Annotated in this window: 2 protein-coding genes; both read left to right on the top strand. The window is 54.3% G+C overall.

From position 1 onward, the window contains the following. Positions 1 to 38: 38 nt before the first annotated feature. Positions 39 to 1,529: a sensor histidine kinase gene (locus ACR0AP_RS20835; RefSeq protein ID WP_480509198.1), complete on the top strand. Its 1,491-nt coding sequence runs from the start codon at positions 39 to 41 to the stop codon at positions 1,527 to 1,529. Continuing rightward, positions 1,526 to 2,194 carry a response regulator transcription factor gene (locus tag ACR0AP_RS20830; protein WP_480509196.1) on the top strand — a complete coding sequence of 223 codons (669 nt, stop codon included), beginning with the start codon at positions 1,526 to 1,528 and terminating at the stop codon, positions 2,192 to 2,194. The genes ACR0AP_RS20835 and ACR0AP_RS20830 overlap by 4 nt, the downstream gene beginning before the upstream one ends. The last annotated feature ends 165 nt before the right edge of the window (positions 2,195 to 2,359 follow it).

Genomic DNA, 2,359 nt, shown 5'->3' with positions numbered 1-2,359 from the left:
CATTCGGTGTATTTTTACTGGCGCTATAGAGCGGTGGTTTGGCTTTTTGGGCCATTGTCCGGACAAGTGGCCATATCGAGCGCATGGCTTTGGCGCAGTCTTCCTATGAAGCGCATCTTCGATTGTCTTCGAACGGGTTTCAGCTTTTCAAGCACTACGGCAATACGTTGCTGACACCGGAAGTCGGCGATGAAGCAGCGACGGGTGCGCTCACTGAGCAAATCCGCGCAGATATTGCTGCGATCCGGAGTATCATTGCTGTAGAAATCGAAATGGTTGGTGAAGAGGAAATTGAAGAGCTGGAACTCTTGGAAAGTCTGGAAACCAAGCTGGAAACACTGATCAGACATTTCGAGCGACGCACCCCGATCCAGACATTAGATGAGGCGGGAACACGTTGGACCACATTTGTTGGTCTGCTTGGTGACGATGCCGACACGGGGTTTCGAGCTTTGATGGCGATTGCTCTGGAAGAGGAACAGGAAGAAGTTGCTGAGACGCGGGAGGAGCTACGTCAAGAGGTTTTGCTCGCAACAGTCATTGGCGGTGCATTTGTTGTTATTGCGGGCGGTTTGGCATTTGGGGCCTTTCGGTTTTTTCATCTAAAAGTCTCTAAACCGCTTCAAAGTCTTCTCGGCGGAGTCGAGCGCATGGAACGTGGCCTGTTGCAAACGGAAATCGAACTGACTGGCAGCCAAGAAATCGATCAGGTTGCAGCCTTGCTGAATAGCATGGCGAGAAAGGTGAGTGCACGACAGGAGTCTCTGGAAAGTAAGAACACCGATCTCGAAACAATCGTGAAGCAACGCACAGGCGAGTTGGAACGGCTGTTGGAAGAAGCACGCGTGCAGTCTGGTGGTCGGCAGCGACTGCTGGCCGATGTCAGTCATGAGTTGAAGACGCCGCTAACAATCATCCGCGGTGAAGCCGACATCGCGTTGCGCAATAGAGAGCCGGATGTAGGTGAGTTGCAGGAGGCGTTGCGTCGTTCGAAAGCCGCTGCAGAACACACATCGGCCATCGTGGATGACTTGCTCCTGATCTCAAGGCAGGAAAGCGGGGAGCTTAAACTAAAGAAGGAGGCCAGCGATCTGCCGCAGATCATGCAGGATGCTGTTGCATTGTCCCCGATCGTGTCTGAGATTTCCGAGCCTGACGGTTCCATCCCGATAAATGTTGACCGGCTCCGCTTGCGGCAAGCGCTTCTCGCGGTGCTTCAGAATGCCAACAATCATGGGGCGACAGCCACATCCATCACACTGCGAAAAGAGGATGATATCTGCTGGATTTCCATCGCAGACGACGGTCCTGGCATGAGTGACGCAGAAAAGCAGAACGCCTTTGCCCGCTTTTATCGTGGGTCGAACGCGGGCGGGCAGCGCGATGCAGGCTATGGTCTGGGTCTGCCGATAGTAAAGTCCATTATCGAGGCACATGGTGGATTGGTCAAACTGTCTGACAGTTCATCCGGTGGGTTGGAGGTGGTGATATCCTTGCCGATGCGCGCGCCTTTGAGGTCTGTGTCATGAACATTCTTGTTGTGGAAGACGAAGACGGCATTGCCAACTTTCTTGTGCGGGGTCTCAGAGCGGAGGGCTTGACCCCAATCAGAGCAGCTGACGGCGAAACCGCGCTGGAGATGCTCGCTGAAAACACCTTTGATGTGGTTATTCTGGATATCATGCTGCCGGGTATTTCTGGCCATGAGGTCTGCACCAAGATGCGGTTCCGCAAGGACTACACGCCGATCCTGATGCTGACGGCCCTTGAGGCAACCCATGAGAAGATCGCAGGTCTCGAAAAGGGCGCAGACGATTACCTGGCAAAGCCGTTTGATTTTGAAGAGCTTCTGGCTCGGATCGGAGCACTCGCACGACGCAGTAAAGAGTGGGTGGGAGGCGCTAAGGCCGAAGGTGAACCCTGTCCGGTCCGGTTGGACAAGGATGCGCAATGTGTCTTCGTCGACGGGGAACGCCAAGAGCTGTCCGGCAAGGAGATCGCGATCATGGCCATGTTGATGTCCAACAAAGGCAAGGTCATGAGTCGGGAACGCATCCTCAATTCTGTCTGGGGCGCGACGGTGGACCCGTTGACCAATACGGTGGATGTGCATGTCGCTCGGCTTCGAAAGAAGATCGCGCCCCATGGAGAGATGATTGTAACGGTGCATGGCACGGGTTACCGTTTTGGGTAAGACCGGCGCGAAGGAGAGAGTAGTGATGCCGAGTGTTTTGCATGTGTTGGTTGACAGGGTCAAAGAAGCCGCAGCCTCAGAAAGTCCTTCGGAAGCAATTCGCAAGCTCCTGAAGGAAAGCCAAAAGCTGCAGGTTCAGATCGCAGACGCAATCGCAGACCTCGA

This window comes from Ruegeria sp. AF7 (assembly GCF_056541885.1).
This window is presented reverse-complemented; position numbering and strand designations above follow the sequence as displayed.